A 24692-nucleotide genomic window follows, 5' to 3' on the forward strand; every position below is an offset into this window, starting at 1 on the left:
ATGAGCTGTAAAGATGTTATCAATATATTCAAAGAACAGCCGGAGAGGATAGTATTCGAATCCGATACAATTGTTTCACCTATTGAGGGATATACGCTTAAGTGGTCTGACGAGTTTAATGGGAATAAATTAGATTCTGCACGATGGAAATATCGAATAGGGATTAGCCATGAGAGCTCGCAACGTCCAGAAAATGTCTACTTGGATAGTGGTAAATTACATATACAACTTAAGCGGGAAAATCATGCTGGGAAATCTTTGACAGGAGGAGGGGTGATTACCAAAACGGGAAACGGTTACGGCTATTATGAAGTCCGCGCCAAATTGGATGGAGGTTATGGTTGGCATGAAGCGTTCTGGACTTCAGGACAACCTGGTTTTGATTCTCCATATATTATGGAAGATTCTGCCGGCATGGTTGAAATTGATTGCTTCGAACATTTTTTTGATTATAATGGACATCGATTTAGTTTTGGAACCCATGAATGGCTTCGTTACCCTGGGCAATTCAATAGGGGTGAGATAACAACAGTTGAGGACCTGAATACGAGTTACAATGTTTACGGCTTTGAGTATACTCCCGACTATCTGAACTATTATTTTAATGGAAGGTTGCTGGAAACTGTAGACATGAGGAATGCACCGATTCATGATTTTTTCCTTTGGTTATCTGCAATCGCAACAAAGACTGATGCGGTTAATTCCGGACTGGTTTCTTTTGATTATATAAGAGCTTTTGAGATTAACTCTGCAGCATATAATCTTCGGAAAGTAGCATTTCTTAGTCAATTGGATAGCAGATTGGATTCAATAAATGGAACCACATCTTCTGCTGGTATAGATTTATGGGTTCAGGCAGAGGATTTTGTAAAAAAAGGTGGATGGAAAGCAATGAGGGATTCTGATAATTTATTTTATTTAAGAGGCCATACATTTACTGCAAATAGAACTACTGATGTGCGTACTGCTCAAACAGCAATCGCTATTAATAATACTTCAACATATCATGTTTGGGTGCGCTCTAAGGATTACCTGGTTAGTCCTGGTATTCGAAATTTCAAAGTATTCATCAATGGGGTTGCAGTTTCACCTCTTTTCGGGACACATGGGCAAGATGGATACCATTGGCAGTATGCTGGTGCTCATGTACTTTCTATCGGTAATACGGTAATTAAAATGTATGATCAATCTCAATACTTTGCTCGATGTGATAAATTTCTCTTAACAACTGATCCGAACTTTACTCCAGATGGAGCAGGTGGTGTTTCTAACGTTCAACACATCAATTTATGGTAAATAGTATCAATAGAAGGGCTTTTATTAAACAAATTGGTGTAACAACCGGTATGGGATTGTTGAGTTCAAGTTCAATTGGATCAAGTTTGGTTGATTTTTCTGCTAATGTTAAAAAATGGGGCAGTCTGATTCATTTGAGTTTCAATATGTGGGAGGAGCATGACCGTTACAAAAAGAGTGACAATCTAAATTATACAATCAGATATTTTTCTGATAAGTTGACTTTTGATGATACCGTTTGGAATGATGTCTTGAAACACATGAAAGATTGTGGTCTTAATATGATTGTCATTGATCTGGGTGATGGACTTAAATACGAAAGCCATCCCGAAATTTCTGTGAAGAATGCCTGGACTACTTCAAGGTTACGGAAAGAGTTAGATAAGATTCGGTCTTATGGTATTACACCTATTCCTAAACTAAACTTCTCGAGCACACACGACGCATGGCTGGGGAAATATTCTCGTATGGTGTCTACAGATACCTATTATAAGGTTTGTAAGGAAATTATTGCTGAGGTTGTTCAGCTTTTTGATGTTCCAAGCTTATTTCATCTTGGATTTGACGAAGAGACAGCTGCCCATCAACGTTCGCAGGATTTCATTGTAGTCAGGCAAAATGACCTCTGGTGGAAAGATTTCTATGTAATGGTTGATCAGGTAGAAAAGTGTGGATCCCGAGCTTGGATATGGTCAGATTATGCATGGAATCATGCCGATGTTTTCTTTAATAAAATGTCTAAAGAAATTGTCCAAAGTAACTGGTATTACCAAGACAAGTTTGGTGATTTAAATAAAGTGGAGCTGGCAACGTATATCAAATTGGGAAAGGCGGGGTATTATCAAATTCCTTGCACATCTTATTATCAGGACAATTCTTATCAATATCAATCAGAGAAAGGTATAGGGCTAACAGTAGATTTTTGCAAAGAGCATCTGTGGAATGATCGTCTTTTAGGCTTTTTACAAACGAACTGGCGTCCGACTTTGCCACAATATAAATCAGATATTATTAAATCTATTGACTTAATGGCCAAGGCTAAATTAAAGTCAGCTGATTTTTAGCTGTTTTATTGATTTAATGTTTACTTAAATTTTTAACATGTTTAGAATTAAATATATAAAGTACTTGCTTAATAGCACTTTTAACGTGGTGTTGATAGCGTTACTGTTTTTTTGTATAGAGGTTAATGCGCAGCAGCGAAGACTTTATTTAGTCGCAGGACAGAGTAATTGCGTTGGAGCTGGAGACTCGACAAAATCGGTTCATGTGCTTTCTTCCACAGCATTTGAGTACAAACACAAAGACAAATCTTTGGTTGAACTTTCAGACCCGGTAGGTGAAAATTTCTTCGGATTTGGACGAGCTTCTTCTGGAAGCGCCTGGCCTGCATTTGCAAAACAGTTGCATGAATTAACGAGTGACACGATTATGTTAGTTCCTGCAGGCCGGGGTGGTAGTTCTTGTCATGCAAAGGCAGAAATGCGGGATTATGGTACCTGGGATAAAGGAGGGTACTTGTTAGAACATTCAGTATCCAAAACCAAGGCAGCCATGGAGTTGACTTCATTACCACTATCTGGTATTGTGTGGATACAAGGTGAAAGAGATGCAAATGCCATTAATTCCGGAGATATGACTGCAAAGGAATATCGCCAGGCACTCGAGAGTGTAGTAGATCGTTTCAGAAATGAGATGGGAAAAACGGTGCCGTTTTACATCGTTAGCACAGGAAACTACCGCGACCATAGTACAAGTGGCTTTGAGCAGGTCAGACAAATGCAGGATGCAGTGGCAAAGAGTATTCCCGGAGTCTCCGTGGTATATACTCAGACCCCGGAATTTATTGAGAAAGGATGGATGCGCGACGCCATACACTATAGCCAACCTGGTTTAAACGATGTTGGAACAATGGCGGCTACAAAAGTTGCCGCGCTAATGAGGAGTAAAAGTGTGAAATCAAAATCTAGTCATGATTTTCCACTAGTGATGTTCGATGTTCCATTTGGTAATGAGAACTTCAGTAAGGTGAGGTCGATGGGCTTCAATTATGTTCATGTGTATGCCTTAACAACAGGGAAATATGATTCGCCAAGGAAAAAAATAATACAGGATTATTTAGATCTGGCAAAGAAACACAATATGAAAGTTATGCTAGATCTGGGGGGTACTTATCTTATGAAGAAAGATAGCGCAGGACAAATTTTTGCAGACTTTAAGCAACTTATAAAAGATTTTCAGCATCACCCAGCAGTTGGAATGTGGTACTTGTTCGACGAACCTGAATGGCATTCTGTAGCAAATCCTCAAAAAATAAAGAAATATTATGCTTTCTTAAAGGCGCAATCTCCAGATATCCCCGTAACTATTTGTTTCTCTACAAAGACAAATAGAAATGATCCTTTAAAATATGTTTGGAAAGACTTTGTAAATGAAACAGATATTATCGCTTTTGATACTTACCCTGTTTATGGACAGAAATTTCCAGAGGCCAGATTAACCAATGTTACAGACTTTACTGCCGAAGTTCAAAAGGAAAAGAAGCCCGTAATGCCAACCTTACAAATGTTTAACTGGAGAACAATTCCTGGAGTTGTTGCAAAAGCAAAAGCAGGAACCTATCACATTAAGGTAGCAGGAAAGGACCCTACAGTTTGGCGCTATCCCAATTCAGAAGAGTTGCGTTATTGGTGCTTTTCATCATTAGTTCAAGGGGTGCAGGGATTGATGTTTTATTCTTACAGACACTCAGGGTCTGTTGAGTTTGCTGATCCTGATTGGATGGATAAAAATTTGATAAAAGTTATGAAAGAAACTACAGATTTTATTGGTCTGGTAAAGGGGGGAAGCTATGTTCAAGAAATCATACAGTCGGAAAATACTAATGTGCTTTCGGCAATATGGAAAAATGGAAGTAAAAGTATGTTAGTTATTACTAATCAAAGTTCTGCTAAACAAGTAGTCTGTGACAAACAGGTATTGACCTATCTTAAAACAAATAGCAGCAAATGGGGGCTATCAAGAAATATTAATATGAGTAAGGTAGGGATGAAGCAGTGTTTAGAGTTAGCACCATGGGAGGTCATGGTAGTAAAAATCGATTTCAAATAGTTCAGTTGATTATTAGATAATTTATAAAAAAAATATGATGTTTCGTATAGGTTTTGTTACCATGTGTTTATGTTTTTATGGTTGCCTTCTTGAAGTAAACGCACAACTGGTGAATATAGCAAAGGATAAACCTGTTACGGGTTTTCCATTTATTAAAGGAAATCCGTTCAGTAATATAGTGGATGGTGATGACGAAACCCTATGGTACCTGCCGGATGCAGTAACCAGTAAATATGTTGAGATCGATCTTTCAGGTGAATTTGTGGTCGATCGTATTTTGTTAAAATATTATAAAGGGATTGAGGATATCAAAATTACCTTATATAACAAAGGATCAATTACCGAGGTTTTTAAGGGAACTATCCCAGAGAAGCACCTGATCACATTTGCGCCTAAAAAGGCGACTGCTATAAGGGTTGAGTTCTTTAAAAAGCCTAAAGTTCATTCTGCTAAACCGAGTATCTATGTCGGAGAGATTGAGGTGTATGCCTACCAACCACAACCTGTTATGGTTAACCAAACCGGTTACAACCTGATGGGTGTAAAACGTTTCACTGCTCCATTGGCTAAGGATGGAAGTCCTTTCGTAGTAAAAGATACTGAAGGCCGGGAATTATATAAGGGTATAGTAACAAGAGCTTTGGGTGATTTTTCAGCATTTAAGCCAGATCTTCCAGGGCCATATTATATTGAAGTGCGTGGGACTGAAACAGGACGTTCATTCCCTTTTAATATTGAACCCTATTTATTAGAACGTGCCTCTTACAATCCGGCTCTGGCCTTTATGAACGATACACGTTGTTGGTATGGTTGTGCGGATGAGCTTGCACCTAATGCTAACGGAACGGGTTGTCCTTTTTTAGGCGTTGCCTGGCGCGACAGCCACCAGTTTTCGTTCGAGATCCCTGTATTATTGTCGATGTATTTTGCAAATCCAGAAGCATTTTCCAGGGAGAGGATGCCAGATACTGGCGTTTACAGTGGTTTACGTAAAAAGCTCCCAGCTGAAACTCCAGAAGTTGTTAAAATGGTTTACTGGGCGGTTGATATCTATCTCCGTGGTAAAGTTAATCACACCTTACTAAAAGGCCAATTGGCATGGTTTGTTTATGCTTATCCTCATCTGAGTGAATACATACCTCGCAGCGTCTATCAGGAAGCAGTAGATTATCTTTTTACTGTATGGGGTAATCCTGAGAAGGATAGATGGAGTTTTCATGATGTCGATCATTCGGCTGATTTATTCCAGACCTACAAAATCATTGGCTCCGGAAAAGGACAGCTTCCCCCCGGTTTTTCTATCACTCCAAACTTAATGATGTATGAGGTAGCCAAAAGGGAAAAGAGGGCTGATGCAGATAAGTTTTTCCGTGTTGCATATGATCAGACAGCCTGGATCATTGCAAATCTGGATTGGAATGACCCGGCAACGACTAAGGGACAGCGAATGAATGAGTACGTGACGCTGGACGCGTTATCGTATTTTCTCAAACAATATCCTGATCGAGCCCCGAAAGGTCTTGCTAAAAAAATTGCTTCCTGGGCAGATATTGCTATAAAACGGTCAGATAATATATGGGATTATCGCATGTATTCAGAACGTAAATGGACGATTCCAGATGTTCTTTATCCAAATGATCCAAAGTTTAACCCAAATGGGAGCTTTAATGAGGTAGGAAATATAGCAGCCTTTCCAGTTCCTGCGCTTGCTGCAGCCTGGTCATTAGAAAAACAAGGTAATAGAGCGAAAGATGTAACACGTTTACGGGAAATGGCTGCGGCTCACACTGATCATATGTTCGGGCGGAATCCAGTAGGCAGACATTTTAGTTATGATGCCATTACAGATTTCGAAGGAGCTGATTTAGGTTGGTTCAGGGAGTGGGATGGAGGAGCAGGAATGTTGCAAACCGTAAGGGGAGTATTAGATGGATCAGTAAAAGAAGCATCTTATCCTTACAATCCTTATGGTGGCGATGTAGGACATAGTGAGGGCTGGGTTACGTTTAATACTGCCTGGATAATGGCTTTGGCTTATCAGGCAGCTGATGTTACCCGTGTAGAGCTTTATGACTTAACTCAGGAAAAGACTATCCAGAGTATTGCCAGAAAGGGACAACTACGTGTCAGACTCTATGCTCCTTTAAACCTTGATCCATCAAAAAAGGAGATGGCAAAGGTAACTGTTCGCAATCTTTCGAATGGAAAATCTACACCTGTCGAATTACAGGAAATTGCGCTCAACGGCCTTTATTTTGAAGGAATTTTGGATGTCAGTAAATTACCTATTGATGTGAAAAAGGGAAACAAGTTGACAATTTCCTATGGCTTGGAACATTTTGAGAAATCAGCAACATGTAAGGTCGATTAAATGAATAATTATGGCATAAAATTGGCTTCATATGTTTCACCATAATAAACCATTTTTAATATAAAATAGATTGTCACACCGTACCTACTTATACAATATCAATTCTCCTTCTGTTGCAGAAAATGCAGATACAATGATGATGGAATGGGGCTATGAAATGCCGTTAATGCTTCAGCCACTGTTAGTTGATGGTGGCTTCATTTCAGGCAATAGTTATAACAATCATGTTGAATTTAATGATTCAGGGTTGTATTATAATGCCCAGCCAGGAGTTCAAAACCTGAAGAGGTTTTATAATTTTTTAGAGGAACAACCTGATCTGATTGAGGATTTAGAGAAATTTAAAGTAGCTAAATGTAAGCTGTTCAGTTATTTGGATAAGCTTACAGGGAGTTACTTCCATCTGGATATCTGGGATGTGTTAAACATGGATGAAACACCCCATCAAGAGCAGGCACAAGATTGGTTGGAAAATATTGCCCATAACAATTTGATGATTACAAGGGCTATGGATGCTGGTGATATAAGTCTGCTAAATTATACAAAGCTTAGGGATGTTAGTCCTGCATTCAATACTTTCTCCGATCTAGCAAATTATCCTGACTATGATTACGGGTGGTCTTGTATCTGGACTTCTGATGATGAAGAGGTTTCTTATGAAATATTTGAAGAAAATAAGCTCTGGGGGTTAAAGAATAAAGATGGTCAGGTATTACTTAACCCCCAGTTTGATGAATTCTACGCTTTTGGTCCCTTTGATCGGGCAGTGGTGTCTAACAATGGCAAATATGGCTATGTGGATACAGTTGGTGAAATTGTAATTCCATTAGTATGGGATGATGCTTTTGATTTCGAATATTCAGGAATCGCTGTGATTACATTACAGAAAAAAACAGGACTAATCAACCACAAGGGTGATCAGATCACCCAGATCATTTATGATGAACTTGAAGCGCTTAGAGAGGGGAACTACTTTACTGCAAAAAAAGATGATTTTTGGGGTGTTATTGATGCTTCTGGAAAAATTGTAATTGATTTCGAACATACAAATGAAATTCAGGCAGGTTATGGTTTTTATCACATTGTTATTGATGGTCAGAAAAATCATAAGATCTTCAATGAGTTTTTTAAGTATCTGGGAGAATTCCCTGTTCAGGCTATAGAAAACCTGGATAACGAACTACTATTGATTAAACCTCATAAAGGAATGAATTTTAGTTCCGTCTATAAATCCGATGGAACACTGCTCGATAGCGGGTTTGAAAAAATAAACAGGCAAGCAAATTTTCCTGATCTAATTGTTATCCGAAAAGACAAAAAACATGGGGCCATCAGTAAGAAAAATGGGAGTTATTTGCTTCCATGTGAATTTGATGCAATTTTGGATATCGGGGTTACGCAGAATGGTAGTAGTACTGACATTGCATTGATCCATCAAGCAAGAAAAAAGGGTATTTATGATGGCAATCCGGCCAATCCAATATGGTTAATACCCTTGGGTGATTATCAGCAGATCATTTGGCTCCATGAAAAGGTTTTCGCTTTGCAGAAAAACCAAATGTGGAGCATTGCGAATATGGCCAAAAATAGCTTTAGCGATTTTGCATTTGATTTGGTGGTTCAGAAACCTAATGAGGATGGATTTGCTTATGCTTTTAAGGAAGATGAGGTTTATTCCATTAGTGCAAATATTATCAAGCCTACCCTAAAAGAAGTTGCACTGGAACATGCCAGCGATGATTATGCTTACTATTTTGAGTATGAAAGTAGAAAAAGACTTTTGGCTTATGGTAAAGGGAAAAAAATGGATGATGAAGAGTTGGATGATGAATTATCTTCAGTAAATACCTTATTTGAACTGGCTGAAAAAGCCTATGATGCTGAGGATTATGTTAAAGCAATTCATTACTATACCAAAGCTTCCGAAAAAGGTTCTAGCCTTTCAATGAATAATCTTGCACACATTTATTATAGCGTTAAGGGCTTTCAAGATGATGAGAAAGCCTTCTTTTGGTATAATAAGGGCACGTTAACAGATAATGATAATTGCATGAATGGACTGGGTATGTGCTACAAATATGGTGTAGGCAGCCCGGTAGACATAGACAAGGCATTATTCTGGTTGAATAAGGCTGCTGATGCACAATTAGCACTGGCCAACAATAACTTGGGCGACCTATATTCAGAAGAAGGGCTTCTACTGTTTGATTCAGATAAGGCCATTAAATACTATCAGGCTGCTGCAGATTTGGGTGAACCTAAATACAATTCGTTAGGTTATCTGTATGATCTAAAAGAAGATTATGAAAATGCACTAAAATATTATCAGCTTGGTGCGGATAATGGTATAGACATGTCAGCTTATAACCTTGGTATTTTGTATTTGAATGGATTAGGTACAGAAAAAAATGTTCAAATTGCATTAACGAGTTTTAAGCTTTCACTTGACTACGGCTATCTTCCTGCTCATATAGAACTTGCTAGAATCTACAAAAATGAAAAGGGGTTTAAGAACGAAAGTAGGGCACAAGAACATATTAAAGAAGCAGCATCAGCAGGTTTGGAAATTCCTGAAGAGCTGATATCGAAGAAAAAAGGTTGGTTTAGATTTTAATTTTAGGAGATGTAAGAGATATTTATTCAATTTATTCATTTACAAGGAGAGTTGTTTTTTTTGCTTAGCTGTAATTATATTGGTAAATTAAGAAAACATTCCCTAATGTAATCCTTCATGAGTAGTAGACCAACAAGCACTTTACGTAAAGAAATAGCTGAAACGCAAAAAATCCTGGAAGTTAGCCCGATGGGTGCTTTTCAGGCTGATACCACAGGGAATTGTTTGTTTTTGAACAAGCAATGGGAAAAGATATCAGGATTGAGTGTAGAGGAATCATTGGGCAAAGGCTGGATGAGGATCGTTTATGAGGAAGATATCGTTCTTATCAACAATCTGTTACAGAATGTGATGGCGGAAGGAAAAGAAATATTCGATTTTGTTTATCGGATACATCACCCTTCTGAAGGGATTCGATGGCTAAAGGTGAATGCAAAATTTATTTTTGATGACCAAGGTGTTATTTCCTACTATATTGGTTTTTTAGAGGACATCACGGATCGCACCCTGCGCGAACTGGCATTTCAGGAGGTAAAACTAAGCCTGGAACGCAGCAATCTAATTCTGGATGTGAGCCAGGAACTCAGTACAACGGGGGGCTGGGAATTTAACTTACTGACAGGTGAAGTTTTCTGGACCAAGCAGGTTTATGAAATAAATGGCGTTGATGAGCAGAATTTTGTTCCAACATTTGAAGGTGTACTTTCACGCTACGAGGAAGGTTATGCCCAGATGATGGAAGCACAGATAAAGGATGCGATTGAAAAGCAAATACCTTACGATCTTGAACTCAGGCTATTTACGCCTGCGGGTGTAAGAAAATGGGTTAGGGCCATTGGTATACCTGTTGTAGTAGACAATAAGGTGGTGGTGCTAAGAGGAGCTATTACGGATATTACAAGAAAGAAGGAAATTGAACTGGAACTGCTGCGTGCAAAGGATATTGCGGAACATTCGGCAAAGGCAAAAACGGATTTTCTTTCGGTAATGAGCCATGAAATCCGTACACCCCTAAATGGAATCATTGGCATTGCAAATTTGTTGAAACTTAAACATACTATGGATCAGGAAGAGTATGTGCGTAGTCTGATCTTTTCGGCAGATCATTTATTACAGCTCATTAATGATATCCTGGATCTTACCAAAATTGAAAGTGATAAGTTGGAGTTGGTTTTGGCAGAAGTGAACATTTTTGAGTTGGTAAGGAATATCAAAAATCAGTTCAAGTCCCTGGCCGAGGCTAAAGGGATTATGGTGAAGAGTTTTATTGATGATGATATTCCTCAAAGGCTGATTGCTGATCCGGTAAGGCTCGGACAGATCTTGAATAATTTGATAAGCAATGCAATTAAATTTACTGAAAGTGGAGAGATAACCATTACCTTGCGTCTTGTAGCGTTGACAGGCAACAAGGCTAGTGTGCATTTTTCTGTAAAAGATACCGGAATGGGTATTCCACAGGAACTTCATGAAACCGTTTTTGAAAGCTTTAAACAAGTACAACAGGATGTCCACCGTAAACATACCGGAACGGGTTTAGGCTTGGCGATTACCCAGAAATTAGTGGAATTACACGATGGCCAAATCTTGCTTAAAAGTATAGCTGGCGAAGGAGCAGAGTTTTATTTTGAGCTGAATTTTGATTTGGCTAATGACGAGAATTCTCCAGGGACATTCAGGCCAGGTCCTGAAATTACTTCATATCAAAGTAGGTTAAAAGGTTTGCGTATTTTGTTTGTAGAAGACAACCCTATTAATGTACTGGTGGCTAAAAAACAGCTGGAGTACTTTGGTAGCGTACCTGACTGCGCTTATAGTGGAAAAGAAGCTCTTGCAATGCTGGAAGATAATCACTATGATGTAGCCTTGCTGGATCTGCATATGCCGGAAATTGATGGTTACGCTTTGGCTGATCTTATACAGCAGCAGTATCCGGAAATACATATTGTTATTTTTACTGCAGATATTATGACAGAGGTAAAATTGAAACTCGCTAAAATGCATATTTTTGATATTCTGAATAAGCCTTTCTCGCCCGAAAGAATGTTTGAAGTACTATTTAATGTAGCTAAGAATCGGGGTATTTTAAGTGAATCACCTTAGTCTATTAATTTTCCTATATTGATCCGGAAGAATCAGTAAAGCCAAAATTGAAATGAGAATAATATCAATTAGAGAAAATCCAGAATATAAAGAAACAGCAATAAGGTATTTACAAGAGAGTTGGTCGGAAATTTCACCAATTATATATGAAAATTGTATTTCCAATTGTATCAACGCAAGCCAGTTCCTGCCTCAATGGTATTTATTAGAAAAAAATGAAGAGATCATAGGCTGTGCGGGATTAATAACAAATGACTTCATAAGTAGAATGGATTTATATCCTTGGATTTGTGCAATATTTATTGACGAAACACATAGAGGGAATGCTTATGGGACATTGTTGATAGAAAAGGCAAAAATAGACACAAAAGAAGCCGGGTTTAAGCATCTCAATTTATCTACAAACCATATTGGGTACTATGAGAAATATGGGTTCAAATACATTGGACAAGGTTATCATCCATGGGATGAGGAATCAAGGATTTATCAAATAGAAGTGTAGTACCCAATAGTAAAGTTATTTTATAAATGGAAAAATCGAATAAGGCCATTTCAGCTGCATTGTTATCTATGGCTTGTGTTCAGGGTGGAGCTTCTATAGCTAAGCAACTCTTCCCTGCTATAGGTGCAACAGGAGCGAGTGTATTAAGAATTGGTCTATCGGCTACACTGCTTACTATAATTAATCGTCCTAAGTTGTCTAATTTCACTAAACAACAATGGTTGTACTGTTCCATTTACGGAATAGGAATTGCGGCGATGAATCTCATTTTTTATTTAGCCATACAACGGATTCCCTTAGGGTTGGCTGTAACAGTAGAATTTATTGGCCCTTTGTTTTTAGCTCTGTCCTTATCGCGTAAATGGATAGATATTGTTTGGGGATTACTGGCATGTGCTGGTATATTACTTATTGTTCCCTGGCAAAGTAATAATGTTGATCTGCTTGGACTTTTTCTGGCTTTTCTAGCAGGTGTTTTTTGGGCAGTTTACATTGTAATGGGTGGAAAGGTAACAACAGTAATGCAAGGAAAGGATGCTGTTACCACAGGTTTGCTTTTCGCTACCCTGATTATTTTGCCATTTGCTTTATGGGATGGTAAAGTTTTTAATCTAACCCCAATTCTTTTTTTTAAAGGTCTGGGAGTAGCTATATTATCTAGTGCATTGCCTTTTTCGTTAGACTTAGTGGCATTAAAAAGGCTTCCAGCAAAAATATTTAGTATTTTAACTAGTTTACAACCTGCCTTTGCTGCTTTTTCAGGGTTGATTTTCTTATCTGAAAAGTTAACTCTTTTGCAGTGTACTTCTGTTGCTTGTGTCATCACTGCAAGCATAGGGGCTACAGCTCTTAGTGGAAATAAAAAACAATAAACCCCAATTCATTGTGAGCTGGGGTTCATTAGTGCTATTTTGAAGATTGTAACTATTTGTTTTCTAAATACCTTGAAATATAAAAGGTTTTGTTTCTACAAATTGCTTAGATGTTTCTCCTGCGTAAATTTGATTTTTGTCCAATGCAAGCTTTTTTACCTTTCCGGTTTTACTGAAATCTAATTTTTTCAAATCAACCCAAATTGCATTAGGGCTAAGGGCATCTTCGAAATAATATACTAAATTTTTCTGATCAGAAACTGTTCGCCATCTTGTAGTGGACAGATTTGGGAAACCTTCAGTAGAAATACCATAAGGAACAGAACACTGTCTGATGACACTGAAAGCACTAGCTACTGCAATTCTAGTATCGTCTGTTTGTGGGATGGCAGTAATATAGTAGGATGCACGGACATACCTGTCAGCCGCTCTATTAGTACCAGGTAAAAATATATTACCTGGAATGCCTTTCCAATATTCGTTTATTGCCAATTGTTGTTCAAATACAGGGTCGTTTGTCATTACAGTATAAGAAGGGTTGTGATGGATTACTAACTTTCCATTAATATATTCCAGAATAGCATTATCGCCACTTGCATCTGATAAAGACAGGTGTACTGTAGTATATTTATCTGTTCCTGGGATAAAATCTGTGACTACAATAAACTCTTCTTTCTTTAACTGTTGCACAGCTTCGGCTACAGTAGCAAAATTATCCAACGCATACTGTGCCCATAGAGAAACAGCCAGGCCTTTTTTACCTTTACCATCTTTTATAAATTCAGGATATTTTGAACTTACAAGCCATAGCATATTGGCAACAAGACCTTTTTCGTTCATGCCGTCCGATATAGCAATATCCCATGAACTAGTGGTCATACTGCCATGTTTAGAAGTCCATTTCACGGTGTTTTTTCCTGTACTTCCGTCACGTTCCATTCCTCTGGGGAACAGCCATAAGTTAGAGGGAATAGGGATGGTGAAGTCCATGCTCCTGGCAGTAATGATTGTGTTGTTCGGGCCTTTATAAACCACCCTGGTGCAAGCGTTAATTTTTTCTGTTGCACTAAATAAAACAATAGCAGTGAAAGCAATTGCAGTTTTGATTAATTTAGCTTTTTTCATACTAATAAGGATTTTCTTAATAAGTAACAGAAATTTTATGACATTTATTGAATGATAACCAATATGTTACAGTTTAATAAATGGTAATTTAAATATGGTCTCCGTCGTGTTTTTCTGGCTTTATTTCGGACTGGATTTTTTCTTTTTCATATTTCTTTTTGTCTTTGATGTTTTTGTAGATGAGATAAATAATCAAGCCAATGACAAGAATGGCGGCTAAAGCTATTAGGGGAATGTTGATTTGCAGCATAGGAGTAAAGGATTTGTTCTATATTAAAGTTACAGCTCTTTAATGAAGATCAAGGCTCAATGTTAATATTTAATAAAATAATAACATTGAGCCTTGTGATTACTGCAATTAAACTAAAAGCACATTACATCTATATTTATCCCTGATGTTCGGCCGAACCGTTAGGATCCATCCATACGAACTCCCAATGATGACCATCTAGATCTTCAAAGCAATGTTGGTACATAAAACCGTAGTCGCTTGCTGGATTAGGTATGGTCGCACCAGCTGCTTCTGCTTTAGTTATCATTTCGTCAACCGCATTTTTTGTGTCTGCAGATAAGCAAATAGTACATTCTATCGTTTTGTGTGCATCTGCAATTTCTTTCTTAGTAAAGGTCTGAAAGAAAGGTTGAGTAAGCAGCATAATGTAAATCGTATCGCTAACGATCATGCAAGTTGCTTTTTCATCGGTAAATTTGGGGTTAAATGTATAACCAAGTTTGGTGAAGAATTCTACAGATCGATTTAGATCTTTAATAGGTAGATTTACGAAAATTTGAGTAGCCATAATTGTTTTCTCATTTAGTTTACTCAAATGTACAGTAATAATAGGTACATGTAGATGTGCAGAAATGACAAGTTAAGGGGGCAAATGCGACTTATTAAATTCTTTCTATAAACAGAATATCATGACTGCGATCAATAGTGCAATGGATACGTACTGTCATGCCGGGTCTTAGTTGATGTGGACTAACACCATGTCCCAATATTACTGCTGCTGCCCAGCTATCCAGTTCCTTATATTCGGTCTTTATAATATAGCGGGGTGGTAAGGCACTGCTTATTGCATTTTCTACAGTTACGTTCTTTACAACAGTATCTATTACTCTTTTCGAAGATTGAAGACAGTGCCTAAATGTACGTACATAAAAAGGTATAACTATGTTGATAAGTAAAATGGTAAATATTATAGTCAGGATAGCCCCAAACCATGTTAATCCACTAATTTGGTTAGTAGATATGTCCTTAATCATATTTTTAATAAAGATCACGTATGCATATAGTAGGGGAGTAATGAAGATTGCAAAAAAGATCAGTCGCTGTATCAGTAGGCTTTTAAGCTTTTTCTTTTCAAATGCGGTAAGCGGTTGTATGTTCATCTAATTTATAACGTGTACTATTTGTCTCAATTGCTAAATAAGTAAAAAAATATTGGGTACTCAGATTACTGCTGTGTTTTTATTTCAGTACAATTCCAAAACATTCAGAAAAGTGAATTCTATTACTACCAGTTAATTTGTGTAAACAAAAAAGTTACCTTATACAAAGATCTTGATAATCAGCACTTTGTTTGTCTTTTTTGAACTATTAACATTGATTTATTATATAGATAATTAAATGGGCATTGTTATTGGACTCGTTTCTCTACACACAAATAAACAAACATGAAAAAAATAATTTTAATCTGCCTGGCGGTAGTTGCTTTAGGTTGCAAGAGCATGTCGTATCAAGAATCGTCAATTAAAATAGGTATGTTAGAAAGTGAATTCAAACAAGCTAATCGCTCTGCCGAATTGATGTCGATTGATAATGATGGTATAAATATTTATCGCATTATCTCCTATAATTCATTTAACCCCAAACCTGAACCTTATTCATTCTTTTATTTTCACGAGGGTAAATTGACACGTTTTGTGAAATCAGATCGTATAGATGATTATAAGTTTATTTTTTGAGGAGATTCAGGTCAAGCTATTTTAGGATGTGACAACCTATTGCTTTAGTAGCTGATTGACAGTTTTTTCAAATTCTTCTTTATATTTTAAATAATGTTGCCCGGTAGCTGGTCCGTAGAAACTGGTTTCTACATGACTTATTTTTCCAGTTTTATCTATAAAAACTGTTGTCGGGAAAACCTTTATATCTGTCAATTGTGGAAGCGTTTTTTCAGTTTTTTTAGGGTCTGATACGGTCACACCAGTAAGAAGGATAGGGTACTGAACATCAAACCTGGTCTGGAATTTTTGCAGACTCTTTTTTGAGCGTTCGTTATCGGTACTTAGTTCATAGGACAAGGCAATAACTTCTATGCCTTTATGTTTGTTTTTCTTATAGTATTCACTTAAAAAAGCAGTTTCATCCATACAGTTTGGACACCATGATCCCATGATCTGCAGAATGACTACTTTGTTCTTATAGCGTTGATCTTTAACGGATACCAGTTTGCCATTTAAATCTTTAAATTGAAAATCAGGTATACCGTTACTCCCTTCTTTTATTGTGGTTACTGGAGTGGTCGATAAGGCTGCTTGTTCATTTCTTGTGGCTATCCAGCTTTCTTTTCCAGAAGCTCCAGATAATAAAGAACCTTTAATAGTATCTCCTTCAATTTTAGCTTCAAACAACATGGCATGAATTCCATCAAAAGTGGAAAGATCAAAAAAATTACCTGAAATGGTTCCGTTTAAATACCTATAATCCCCAGATGGGGTTAAGATAGAGCCTGAAATTGAATTTTTAACTTGGACAAATTGTCCAATTGCCGGTCTCTTGGTTTGATTAGCTCTTGTAAATTCTATTGTCCATTTACCAGCTATATTTTCAGGTGCTTTAAAAGATATCTTCGCTGAAGATCTAACTTTTGTAGAAGCAGCAAAGGGCATGACGATATCTTTATTTTCTGCGGCCCTGATCCAAAATCCATTGATGCTATCTTTTGTGATAAATTTAACTTTGAAATATGATTCAAAAACAGGCATTTTAATAATTGCTGAATCTTTGGCTATAATTATAGGATCTGTTTTGAGTCGCTCGGTACCATTGATGATATAAATAGCTGACTTTTTGTTTTCTTCCTTAACTTCAAATTGAACTGGAATGTGACTTCCATCTGTTCGTAACAATGATGCATGCCATTTGCCGGAACTTAAAACAGGAACCTTTTGTGCCCATAAGGTTGTAATAGATAATACGAATAAAGCAATGAATATGGTTTTCTTAATCATGATTCCTTTATAAATCTGTAGATACATAGTAAAGTTGCACATTTTTAACAACTTGAATTTGACTCAGATTTTATATGACTTTTTTCTGTCCTAGATTTATCAGGTTTACAATTAATTCCTGGATGCAAAAACAAATTTAGCTCCTGACTTTTTTACTTTTCTTTTGGCCTTATTGATGTAAATAATGATGAATTTTTCATCCGTTTCTAGATTTTCTGCATCAAAGTCAAAGGCAGCGAACTCATACTCCGGTACTAATTTTCGGGCGATGACTTTCCTTGGCATGTTAAGCGTAAGATAAGTCAAGTCCTTTTTTAGCACAATATTTCCAAATTTGGTATTGTCCATATTCCAGATGTCTAGTCTGTCATTTACATCTAAGTAAAAAGAAATTATCCCAGTTCCCCTTTTAACCTTTTCAGTATAAGATGAAAAAGATGGACTTTCATAAACCAAAGAATCACCTTTTTTAATCGACCTGAGCTTCGATACTTCCTTGTTAATGTGTTCTGCTTTAGTCTTAGTAGTTTTATGTGGAGAATCATTGCAACTCGCAAATAAAAATGCTACCGTTGTACATAGTGAGATTGTTAGTTTCATATTTTTTTATTACCAATTAGGTTCCATATAAGAGTCATCACCAGTGGATACAAAAGTATAATACTCTTTGTAATAATCTGTAAAGAACTTATCATCTATCTTTCCTTTTCCTTCGATGGTTGATTTTACTATTATTAGTTTGTTACTTTCTAAAACTGCATACGCATATGAAAACACGTTACGAGGTGGATTTACAGATTGAATTACTATTCGATTTCCATTTAAGCGGTAATATCCCTGGAAAAGTGTAGGAGTTACTTTGTTCTTAATTCTGGTATTAACTGCGTCAATATACTGTTGATTTGTTTTTAGGCTGTTATTTAAATCAAGAATCATATTTGCTTGTCCAGTATTATAGAATTTATAGATTTTCCGCTCCTTAGGGATCCGTTCTTTTCCTCCATTCTCGTTGGTCCAGATCTTTGTTTGGAGGTAAACTCCATCTGTCCTTAATAAAGTAGAATCACTCAAGTGGAAGTCTTTCTGATACAAAGAGTAATCATTTTTACTGTAAAATTTATTCGTGTAGCAACTCAATAGGCCGGTTAAGCAAAACAGACACAAACTAAATTTCAAGAGTCTTCTCATTTTTATTTTTTACTAATAGTAAGCAGACGAAAATTATGCCAGTATATTTTTAGAAAAACATCGTGTATATGTAATATGTTTAAATGAAACTCATTGATTGCCTATTAATTAAGTTTAGGTGGGGCAATCATTTTCTGAATTTTCATTGTTTTTGGAAGCCTGAAAAAATCAAATGAGACGTTTACTTGCTTGATTTCCTTTGCTTCTAAACCTTCTAACAAGGTATTGGCGACATTCTTTTTGTATAAAGCTAAAAAGCCACTTGATAATTGACTCATAAATGTATAAGGGTGCCAGGAAATTCTGGGCACATCATCGGATACATAGACTTCATATACCGCATCAACAAGTTTTTTTTGAGGATGAAACACGAATTTATTACAGGCTTTACCCATCATCGTTACTTTCCCTTCAGCTTTAATCATTTTATAATCATCAGCCCATAAAATTATAGGAAATTCACTATCCGAAATTTCATGAAGATCTGGCATTTGTTGTGTCGCAGAAAGTCCTTCCCTGGCTAGGTTGTCATAAATGTTATAACTATGTGCGGCATTGAAATCGCCAATTTCCCAATGTTTAGGTGAATATTGAATCCGATATGTCGAATCGGTATAATATAAAGTTACGCTTCCATATGATGCTACATCAGCCATTTTTACATCTGGTTTAATAAGCGTATCAGATGATTTACGGATGTATTGGTATTCTATTTTCCATACGGATAGCGAATCCTGAGCAAATAAAATAGTACATCCTGAGATCAGCCATAAAAAAAGAATAATCAGGTATTTTTTAAACATGGTTTTTAGCTAAAATGATATATTTAATTTTGTTTACGATTCCTGTATTATTACATTCTATATACAGGATGATATTTCAAACCTAGGACTTTTCTATAAATATTAATTGACTATTTTCATTTATCTGTTTCCAAAGATATAATCTCTAAGTTTGCTATACAGGGTTACTTTTTTTAAAATACCCAGTACAGTTTGAATGAAGTCATATAAGTACGAGGTATTTACATCATCTATTGAAAAGAACATTCGGGAAGGTATTTATAAGCCAGGCCATAAGCTACCATCAGTTCGTGAATTAAAAAATCAATATCTGACAAGTATAAGCACTATACAAAAAGGGTATGAACACTTGATGATTCTGGGATTGGTAGAAAGTGTAGCTAAATCAGGATATTATGTAAGTTCAAGACCAGTAAATGCTCTTGATCAACAGGAAGCTCTTCAGTCTCCAGTTATAAGAGATCCTATATTCGAAAATAATCTGGTACACATTACTTCATTAAGATCGGAAAAAAAGCTTTCCGAGTTTAATGTTGCTGCTCCTGGTGATTTGCTTATCCCTCAAAAATTGTTATTACGAACTATGCAGCAAGTGATCAGAGAGAATGGAGTTAGTCTTTTAAGGTATTACCCTTCAAACGGATCTGAAGATTTGAAGAAAAGTATTGTGAAGAGAGCTGCAGGTTATCAGACCAGACTCAATCCTGATGAGCTGATTATTACTGATGGTGCTTTACAGGCATTGTATATTGCTTTAGCGACCGTATGTAACAGTGGGGATATCATAGCAGTAGAAAGTCCATGTGTATTCTCTGTACTGGAGGTTATCAGAATGTTAAACCTTAAAGTCATAGAAATTCCAATAGAGCTGGGATATGGATTTGACATTGACTTTTTGCAAAAGGCTTGTCAGAAGAATAAGGTAAAAGCTGTGCTTGTTACACCTAATTTCCATAATCCTACAGGTATCCTGATGACTGATGAACAAAAGCAGAAATTACTGGCGGTTGTACAGAGGCTCAATATTGTTTTAATAGAAAATGACATCTATGGTGATCTTAATTTTAGCGGGCAAAGACCTTGCAATATAAAGAGTTATGATGAAAGCGGACTCGTCATGACTTATTCTTCATACGCTAAAACTCTTGCTCCTGGTATAAGACTTGGATGGTTATCTGCTGGGAAATTTATGGATCGGGCTGAACAAATTAAATTCTCATTGGGCAGCACGGTATCTCCAATTTATCAGGAAACAGTTAACCGTTTGCTTAAGGGTAGTAGCTATGATCGACACATTCGTGCATTCCGAATGGAATTGGCAAAGAATGCTTATTTTACAATTAATCTATTGTCGGATAATTTTGCAAAAGGTACATTAATGTATACCCCATCAGGTGGTTATAATATTTGGGTTAAAATGCCAGGGCATACTGACATGGATTATTTCTATCGTCAATGTGAAAAAAATGGAGTAAGATTTACCCCAGGCTATACTTTTTCCTTTTCTAATAACTTTTCGAATAATTTCAGGCTTGTTTTTGCCGATAAATTCTCCCCAAAAAAGCTGGAAGCTATAAAACTTGCTGGAAAGTACTTTTGATAAGATCTGTACTGGTAATTCTTTAAAATTGTGTACCAGCATTAAATTGTTAAGCTTAATAACTTTGTAAATCTAAAGCACAGGAAATGAATACAAAGATTATAACAAAGTTTACAATAGCAACTGAACAGGGACTGAATATATTGCTGATGCTAACTAGAGAGATTGCTAAAGAGAAATTCTCAAATTTATTAGAGGTACAAGTGCTTGATAAGTATATCGCTGACAATTTTAATGAAAAGAGTCTTATTGTTGAAGTAAACAGCATGTCAAACCAATGGTTGGTGGTTTATGCAGATGATGAACCAGCAGGATATGTAAGGATTACCTCTAAAGGCAAAAGACCTGTACGTTTGGAACAGAAACGAAGCATGCGAATAGCAGACTTTGGAATATTAAATAAATATTCAGATCCAATGATCATGCAATCTTTGTTTGAGAAGTGTATGACCGTATGCAGATCCTATGAAGCACTTTGGATAAATGAATATATGGAGAATCCCTTATTGGATTTTTTGGAAAGAAAAGATTTTGTAAGGGAAAATGAAAACTGGCAACATGACGAACTGCCTTTAGCATCTGTTTGTTTTATAAAAGATCAGGAAATAAGATAATAAGAGTAGTTAACAATTTGTATTTTTGTTATACTTTTTAATCAGATGAATACCTTATTATTAGACGAAGCTTTAATGTTAGAAAAGTTTCCTGGAAAAGGAGGCTGGACTTTTGTACGACTACCTGAAATTAAGGCTCCTTCGGGTAAGCCTTTAGGCTGGGATAAAGTATGTGCATTATTTGATGATTATGAGGTTGCTGAAATTGGTTTGCTGTCTTTAGGTAATGGGCAACGTTTCCTTCCTGTAAAAGCTGAAATCAGGAAATTAATAGGCAAACAGGCTGGTGATCAGATTAAGCTTAAGATATTCGCCCTAACCATGGAATTAGATGTAAAGGCAGAATTTCTGCTTTGTATTGAGGATGATCCGGAAGCTTTGAAGAATTTTCAAAGTTGGAAAGAGCAGGAGAGAGACAAATACGTTTCCTGGATTGAACAGGGGCAAAGTACAGAACAACAAATTGAACGTATGGCACAGGCTGTTGACCGTATTGCTGCCGGAGTTTTTTGTATCTCTTAGCATTAATCTATTAAAAAAAATACATTACAGTGATTGGCTTTTTGAGAGCCAGCACTTATATTTGCTGATATCCTAATATAACATTATACGGACCAGCGACTTATGTTTAGAAGAATAACAGGCTTATTTGTTTTGCTTACCTTTTTACTGGTAAAAGCTGTGCCGTTATTTGCTGCTGATCGTCAAGATGTACAAAATACCCTTATCTATTGTATTGGTCAGGAAACGGATGATAATTCCGAAACTGAAGAAGAAAGCAAACAAATAGAAAGTGCAGATGAAGATTTTATCGGACAACCTTTATTTGAGGTGGCTTCATTAACAATTGCTAAGAAAGCAAGGCAGATTTTTGTGCCTGATGTTATGGCTCTTTGTATATCATTGCCATATCCGCCTCCCGACTACTGTTCTTAATTTCTGAACAGTCAATAATTAAGTATTTACACAAAATTTTATTTTATGAAGAACCATTTTTTAAAATGTTCTGTTACAGGACTTTTATTAGGTGCAGCTACATTAACAGCTAGTGCACAAAAAATTAATGAGCAGGAACTGAAAGTTAATGTTGGTAAGATTGCCAACTCGACCCAACATTTAAAAAATCTTGAACCGGTTACATTTAATTATGATGTAAGTAAGTATAAGCATCTTAAATTACCAGCAGGAGCACAGTATGGTTTTATGGCCAGCAATGTGCAAACAGAGTTTCCTGAAATGGTTTATGAGGCTTCAAAAGTATATGATGCTGGTAAAAATAGTTCCAAAGTAGCTAAATATAGCGAAGTACAAACTGAGAACCTGATTCCTGTACTTGTGGCTGCAATTAAAGAGCAGCAAGCTGAAATTGAGCTTTTAAAGAAAGAGGTAAGGCAGCTTAAAGAAAAATCCAGATAAATGCTTTTTTTTAGTTTAAGTGTTTTGGGGGAAGTCATCCGTAAGGATGGCTTTTTTTATTAATTAAAAAACGGTTAAGAAATTCTTCTTAACCGTTTTCTTTATGCGAATTCAATTATTACTCTAATAACGCACTACCAACCAAAGTTTTGGTCAAAGTGTGGCGCTAAATCCATTTCTCTTTGTGGAATTGGTAATAGATCGTGTTTTGTTTTTGTAGTATAACCTGGTTGTGCAACTACATAGTTAGGAGCCCCGGCAGTGATCCACCATGATCCAAGATTTTTAGCTGTTTCCTTAACTGTTTCGTAGTAAATTCCCCAACGTATTAAATCTAATTTTCTGTCTCCTTCAAAAGCCAATTCAAATGCGCGTTCTTTATGAACAGCATTACGGAAACCTGTCACATCCAAACCTGCTGGTAAATCAGCTAAGGTACTGGTTGCTGTTACAGGTAAACCGTAACCACGTCTTCTTACCATATTAATAGCAGCATAAGCATCATTTGTAGGACCTTGTTTCCATTCGTTCAGTGCCTCTGCATATAGCAATAGCACATCTGCATAGCGTAAAACATACCAATTGATGTTAGATTTATCATTGTTAATTAGCTTATTGCTTTGAGGAACATATTTTTCGGTATCCCATTTACCAGGTGTGTAACTTTGTTTCTCTCTTTGTTTTTTTGTTGGGTCTGCATCATTAGTCAAGGCAAGTTGCTCAGAGTCACTAGTTGCTTTTACCCATAATACTTTAGATGGATTATACTGATAGTTTGCTACAGAAATATCTCTCCTTAGATCCTCCGGATAGTTACGCCAATCTAATACAAAAGTATGTACAACCTTCACGTTACCAGCATTGCTTCCACGTTCAGCACTAATAGTAGCTCTAACACCGTTCCATTTACCGATACGCCCAATTGGATCTGCAGCTCCGTTTGTAGCTGTAGGAGAGTAGAAAGAAGCTTCAATTAAACTTTCTGTTGGATTCCATGATCCTGCTCCAGAGTTTTTCCATAATTGTTCATAATTTTCAAGCAAGCCGTGTTTGTTTGACTCCACTAATATTTGTGCAGTTTTTGCAGCCATTTCCCATTTTGAAACATCTTTAACGGGGCTTCCTGCCCATGTTGCATATACTTTGGTTAATAAACCTAATGCCGAACCCCTGGATAGTCTGAAACTCTTATTGTTTCTGTAAGTATCATCAACTGCATATGGAAGATTTTCAACCGCATATTTCAAGTCCTGTTCAATAAATTTATAAACATTTGCAGGGTCTTCTTGTATAAAGGTGGCAGGAGCTTGATTAGACATTGCAGTATTTGTGATTAATACAATATGTCCATAACGGCGTAATAATTCGAAGTAATATAGTCCGCGCAAGCCTTTTGCCTCAGCCAGGTAAATTGTAGCCAGTTGTTTATCTTTATCTGAAAAATTAACCATTTTCTTTTCCAGGCTTTCGATAAAATCGTTGGCATTGTAAACTGAGTTATATAATGTAGCATAGGTACGTTGTACTTCTACCTGATTGGCAGAGAACGAATTGGTAGGAATGATACGGAAATTTTCATTTGTACTACCCTCTACCTGGGAAATATCTGTACCCATGGTAAATAGGATAGATAGGTGATAACCATATAATTCATCAGTTACCATATTACGGTAAACCCCTAATAGTACATTTTCGGCTTCTGCTGCATTCAGCATATACTTACTTTTATCAATATCTGTTCTCGATTCTTCTACCAAATAATCCTTGCACGATGTGCTCATCGTTAACACAAAGGCAGCTAGTATATAATAAATTTTACTTTTCATGATTTCTTATCTTA

Annotated in this window: 23 protein-coding genes; 14 read left to right on the plus strand and 9 right to left on the minus strand. The window is 36.6% G+C overall.

Annotation, left to right across the window (positions count from 1 at the left end):
• The 8 genes from WC623_RS10220 to WC623_RS10255 all read left to right on the plus strand — a co-directional run bounded on the left by WC623_RS10220 (position 1) and on the right by WC623_RS10255 (position 12869).
• Positions 1–1296: a family 16 glycosylhydrolase gene (locus tag WC623_RS10220; protein WP_372850608.1), complete on the plus strand. Its 1296-nt coding sequence runs from the start codon at positions 1–3 to the stop codon at positions 1294–1296.
• Complete coding sequence (locus tag WC623_RS10225; RefSeq protein ID WP_372850610.1) at positions 1290–2360, plus strand: hypothetical protein; 1071 nt, start codon at positions 1290–1292, stop codon at positions 2358–2360. The genes WC623_RS10220 and WC623_RS10225 overlap by 7 nt, the downstream gene beginning before the upstream one ends.
• Positions 2361–2397: 37 nt before the next feature.
• On the plus strand, positions 2398–4407 hold the full coding sequence (locus tag WC623_RS10230) for a sialate O-acetylesterase (RefSeq protein ID WP_372850612.1): 2010 nt from the start codon (positions 2398–2400) through the stop codon (positions 4405–4407).
• Between the two features lie 34 nt (positions 4408–4441).
• On the plus strand, positions 4442–6778 hold the full coding sequence (locus WC623_RS10235; protein WP_372850614.1) for a hypothetical protein: 2337 nt from the start codon (positions 4442–4444) through the stop codon (positions 6776–6778).
• Positions 6779–6848: 70 nt separating this feature from the next.
• Positions 6849–9392 carry an SEL1-like repeat protein gene (locus WC623_RS10240; RefSeq protein ID WP_372850616.1) on the plus strand — a complete coding sequence of 848 codons (2544 nt, stop codon included), beginning with the start codon at positions 6849–6851 and terminating at the stop codon, positions 9390–9392.
• Between the two features lie 117 nt (positions 9393–9509).
• On the plus strand, positions 9510–11495 hold the full coding sequence (locus WC623_RS10245; RefSeq protein ID WP_372850618.1) for an ATP-binding protein: 1986 nt from the start codon (positions 9510–9512) through the stop codon (positions 11493–11495).
• Positions 11496–11547: 52 nt separating this feature from the next.
• Positions 11548–11997: a GNAT family N-acetyltransferase gene (locus tag WC623_RS10250; protein WP_372850620.1), complete on the plus strand. Its 450-nt coding sequence runs from the start codon at positions 11548–11550 to the stop codon at positions 11995–11997.
• A gap of 26 nt (positions 11998–12023) precedes the next feature.
• Positions 12024–12869, plus strand: a complete 846-nt coding sequence (locus WC623_RS10255; RefSeq protein WP_372850622.1) for a DMT family transporter — start codon at positions 12024–12026, stop codon at positions 12867–12869.
• 63 nt (positions 12870–12932) lie between these two features.
• Here the strand turns inward: WC623_RS10255 and WC623_RS10260 are convergent, their stop codons facing one another.
• The 4 genes from WC623_RS10260 to WC623_RS10275 all read right to left on the minus strand — a co-directional run bounded on the left by WC623_RS10260 (position 12933) and on the right by WC623_RS10275 (position 15386).
• Positions 12933–13994, minus strand: coding sequence for a linear amide C-N hydrolase (locus WC623_RS10260; protein WP_372850624.1), 1062 nt, complete (start codon positions 13992–13994; stop codon positions 12933–12935).
• 88 nt (positions 13995–14082) lie between these two features.
• Positions 14083–14244 (minus strand): hypothetical protein, encoded by a 162-nt coding sequence (locus WC623_RS10265; RefSeq protein WP_372850626.1) that lies wholly within the window; start codon positions 14242–14244, stop codon positions 14083–14085.
• A 136-nt stretch (positions 14245–14380) separates the two neighbouring features.
• Entirely contained in the window at positions 14381–14794 is a 414-nt protein-coding gene (locus tag WC623_RS10270; protein ID WP_372850628.1) for a VOC family protein, read from the minus strand.
• Between the two features lie 94 nt (positions 14795–14888).
• On the minus strand, positions 14889–15386 hold the full coding sequence (locus tag WC623_RS10275) for a hypothetical protein (RefSeq protein ID WP_372850630.1): 498 nt from the start codon (positions 15384–15386) through the stop codon (positions 14889–14891).
• Positions 15387–15725: 339 nt separating this feature from the next.
• Here WC623_RS10275 and WC623_RS10280 point away from each other — a divergent pair, with 339 nt between their 5' ends.
• The gene (locus tag WC623_RS10280) at positions 15726–15962 is read left to right on the plus strand and encodes a hypothetical protein (protein ID WP_372850632.1); all 237 of its coding nucleotides are present in this window, start codon (positions 15726–15728) and stop codon (positions 15960–15962) included.
• Positions 15963–15998: 36 nt separating this feature from the next.
• Here the strand turns inward: WC623_RS10280 and WC623_RS10285 are convergent, their stop codons facing one another.
• The 4 genes from WC623_RS10285 to WC623_RS10300 form a co-directional block, all read right to left on the minus strand.
• Positions 15999–17231 (minus strand): peroxiredoxin family protein, encoded by a 1233-nt coding sequence (locus WC623_RS10285; protein WP_372850634.1) that lies wholly within the window; start codon positions 17229–17231, stop codon positions 15999–16001.
• A 111-nt stretch (positions 17232–17342) separates the two neighbouring features.
• Positions 17343–17831: a hypothetical protein gene (locus WC623_RS10290; protein WP_372850636.1), complete on the minus strand. Its 489-nt coding sequence runs from the start codon at positions 17829–17831 to the stop codon at positions 17343–17345.
• 9 nt (positions 17832–17840) lie between these two features.
• The gene (locus WC623_RS10295) at positions 17841–18419 is read right to left on the minus strand and encodes a hypothetical protein (RefSeq protein ID WP_372850638.1); all 579 of its coding nucleotides are present in this window, start codon (positions 18417–18419) and stop codon (positions 17841–17843) included.
• Between the two features lie 104 nt (positions 18420–18523).
• Complete coding sequence (locus WC623_RS10300) at positions 18524–19222, minus strand: hypothetical protein (RefSeq protein WP_372850640.1); 699 nt, start codon at positions 19220–19222, stop codon at positions 18524–18526.
• Positions 19223–19418: 196 nt separating this feature from the next.
• Here WC623_RS10300 and WC623_RS10305 point away from each other — a divergent pair, with 196 nt between their 5' ends.
• From WC623_RS10305 to WC623_RS10325, 5 genes are all read left to right on the plus strand, one after another.
• Positions 19419–20822 (plus strand): PLP-dependent aminotransferase family protein, encoded by a 1404-nt coding sequence (locus WC623_RS10305; RefSeq protein WP_372850642.1) that lies wholly within the window; start codon positions 19419–19421, stop codon positions 20820–20822.
• An 86-nt stretch (positions 20823–20908) separates the two neighbouring features.
• Entirely contained in the window at positions 20909–21436 is a 528-nt protein-coding gene (locus tag WC623_RS10310; RefSeq protein WP_372850644.1) for an N-acetyltransferase, read from the plus strand.
• Between the two features lie 45 nt (positions 21437–21481).
• Positions 21482–21958 carry a YdeI/OmpD-associated family protein gene (locus WC623_RS10315; protein WP_372850646.1) on the plus strand — a complete coding sequence of 159 codons (477 nt, stop codon included), beginning with the start codon at positions 21482–21484 and terminating at the stop codon, positions 21956–21958.
• A 102-nt stretch (positions 21959–22060) separates the two neighbouring features.
• Entirely contained in the window at positions 22061–22372 is a 312-nt protein-coding gene (locus WC623_RS10320; RefSeq protein ID WP_372850648.1) for a hypothetical protein, read from the plus strand.
• 45 nt (positions 22373–22417) lie between these two features.
• Positions 22418–22852, plus strand: a complete 435-nt coding sequence (locus tag WC623_RS10325; protein ID WP_372850650.1) for a tail fiber domain-containing protein — start codon at positions 22418–22420, stop codon at positions 22850–22852.
• A 134-nt stretch (positions 22853–22986) separates the two neighbouring features.
• Here WC623_RS10325 and WC623_RS10330 read toward each other — a convergent pair whose 3' ends face one another.
• Entirely contained in the window at positions 22987–24678 is a 1692-nt protein-coding gene (locus WC623_RS10330) for a RagB/SusD family nutrient uptake outer membrane protein (RefSeq protein ID WP_372850652.1), read from the minus strand.
• Positions 24679–24692 lie beyond the last annotated feature (14 nt).

Origin of the sequence: Pedobacter sp. (assembly GCF_041645105.1) — a bacterium.
In the GTDB taxonomy this organism is placed as follows: Bacteria; Bacteroidota; Bacteroidia; order Sphingobacteriales; family Sphingobacteriaceae; genus Pedobacter.